The sequence below is a fragment of the Azospirillum sp. B4 genome (genome assembly GCF_000333275.1).
GTDB lineage: Bacteria > Pseudomonadota > Alphaproteobacteria > Azospirillales > Azospirillaceae > Nitrospirillum.
Genome location: NZ_BACU01000455.1, coordinates 1 through 2465, shown reverse-complemented (window position 1 = coordinate 2465; position 2465 = coordinate 1). Strand labels below are relative to the sequence as shown.

2 protein-coding genes are annotated in these 2465 nt (G+C 71.1%); one reads left to right on the top strand and one right to left on the bottom strand.

Annotation, left to right across the window (positions count from 1 at the left end):
- Positions 1 to 64: 64 nt before the first annotated feature.
- Positions 65 to 1018, bottom strand: a complete 954-nt coding sequence (locus tag I55_RS19825) for a LysR family transcriptional regulator (RefSeq protein ID WP_044562316.1) — start codon at positions 1016 to 1018, stop codon at positions 65 to 67.
- 127 nt (positions 1019 to 1145) lie between these two features.
- On the opposite strand from I55_RS19825, the gene I55_RS19820 reads away from it, so the two are divergent.
- Positions 1146 to 2465, top strand: a 1320-nt coding sequence (locus tag I55_RS19820; protein WP_044562315.1) for a PLP-dependent aminotransferase family protein, incomplete at its 3' end; no start/stop codon positions are given.

Below are 2465 nucleotides of genomic sequence, written 5' to 3'. Positions count from 1 at the left end.
TCCCATCCTCAATCCGGAAGCCGCCTGTCCGGGCGGCATGAATGGAGAATGGGGACGCGGCGCCCTATTCGGAATGCGCTACAATCGAAACGCTTAATGAAGTGGACGGTGCATAATCGGCCGCATAGGTCGCCCGCATGAAATCGGTGAAGACGCGCAGTGGCAGCGGCGTGTGCCGCTGCTTGGGATAGCACAGGAAGAACCCCGGGAAGCTGCCCGACCATTCCTCCAGAAGGGGAACCAGGCGGCCGTCCTGGACATAGGGCAGGATGCGGTCCTCCAGCCACAGGGCGATGCCCACCCCCTGCAGCGCGGCGGCCAGAACCATGCTGCGGTCGGTGACGATGATGGGCCCCTTCACCGCCACGGAGAACCAGTCGCCGCCCGGTTCCTGGAATTCCCAATGGTAGATGCGGCCCGTCTCCGTCCAGCGCCAGTTGATGCAGGCGTGGTCCAGCAGGTCGCGCGGATGCCGGGGCGCGCCGTGGCGGGCCAGGTAGTCGGGCGACGCCACCGCCACCTGGCGCAGGTTGCCGCCCAGCTTGATGGCCACCATGTCGTCTGAGATCATTTCGCCCAGGCGGATGCCGGCGTCATAGCCCTCCGCCACGATGTCGCGCACCACGTCGTCCACCGTGGTGTCCAGGACGATGTCTGGATAGGCCCGGTGGAACTGGCCCAGGATGGGGGCCAGGAAACGCTCCGCCCCCACGCGGGAGGAGGTGAGGCGCAGGGTGCCTGCCGGCCGCTCGCGCAGGTCGTTCACGTCCGCAACGGCGGCCTCCAACTCCTCCAGCACGGATTTCAGGCGGCCGTACAGCCGCGATCCGGCGTCGGTGACGGAAACGCTGCGCGTGGTGCGGTTCAGCAGGCGCACGCCCAGCCGCGCCTCCAGCCCCCGGATGGTCTGGCTGAGGGCGGAGGGGGAGACACTCAGCTGCGCCGCCGCCCGGGCGAAATTGCCCTGCGCCACGATGGTGGCGAAGGCGCGAAGGTCCGCGAACTCACTGCCGCGCATTATGCCGCTTCCCCTACAGAATGAATCGCCAGTGTTTAGCACGGATCCCGCCCCGCAATTGCAGGGCTTCCATTCAGAGATTGTCCGCGTACATATAGTCCATGCAATTAAGGTGAGGAGCTGGGCGATGGCGGATGAGGAGCAATGGGCGCCCCGGCTGGATGGGCGGGGCGGGCCGGTCTATCTGGCCATCGCCGATGCCATGGCGGCCGACATCGGCGCCGGCCGCCTGGTGCCGGGCGACCGCCTGCCCACCCAGCGGGCCTTGGCGGAGGCTCTGGGGGTGGATCTCACCACCGTCACCCGTGCCTATGCGGAGGCGCGGCATCGGGGCCTGCTGTCGGGCGTGGTGGGGCGGGGCACCTTCGTGTCCGATCGGGCGGCGGCCGACATGGCGCCCCTGGCCCAAGGCGATATCGACATGTCCATGAATCTGCCGCCCCAGCCGCTGGCCCTGCTGCGCGTCCAATTGGCCCGGGGGTTGGAACGGCTGGTGCGGGCGCCGGACCTGGGGCGCCGCCTGGGCTATCGCGCGGCGGGCGGCGGGGCGCAGGAGCGTACCGCCGGCGCCGCCTGGCTGCGTCGCCGCTTCATTGCCGGCCGCGTGGCCGCCAGCGCCAGCCCGCACGCGGACCGCGTGCTGGTGGCGCCGGGGGCGCAGGCGGCGCTGCACGCCCTGCTGTCCCTGCTGGCGCAGCGCGCGGACGTGGTGCTGGCGGAGACGCTGGCCTATCCCGGCTTCACCGCCATCGCCGCCCGCCTGGGCCTGCGTGTCGTGGCGGTGGACTGTGACGGCGAGGGCCTGGTGCCCGAGGCGGTGGCGGCGGCCTGCCGCACCACCGGTGCCCGTCTGCTTTATTGCACGCCCACCCATCACAACCCGACCACGGGCACGATGTCCGAAGGCCGGCGGCGGGATCTGGCCGCCGTGGTCCAGGACCAGGGCCTGACGGTGGTGGAGGATGACGCCTACGGCGCCCTGGCGGCGGAACCCGGCACCCCCCTGGCGGCCCTGGCGCCCGCCCAGGTCTGGCATGTGGCCACGCTGTCCAAATGCCTGACACCGGCGCTGCGCACCGCATTCGTCGCGGCACCCACGGCGGTGCAGGCTGAACGGCTGGAGGGCGCGTTGCGCACCCTGACACAGATGTCCTCGCCCTTCGCCGCTGGCCTGGCCGCCGACTGGATCCTGGACGGCACGGCCGCCACCCTGGCCGATGCCGTGCGGGCGGAGGCCGTGGCCCGCCAGCGCCTGGCGGCGGAACTGCTGCCCCCCGGCAGCTACCAGGCCCAGCCTGACAGCCTGCATCTGTGGCTGAACCTGCCCGGCGACTGGACACCCCACGCCTTTGTTCAGCGCGCCGCCCGCACCGGCCTGACCCTGGTGGCCGGCGACGCCTTCCTGACCGCCGAACCCCCCCGTGCCCAAGGCCGTGCGCTTGGCCCT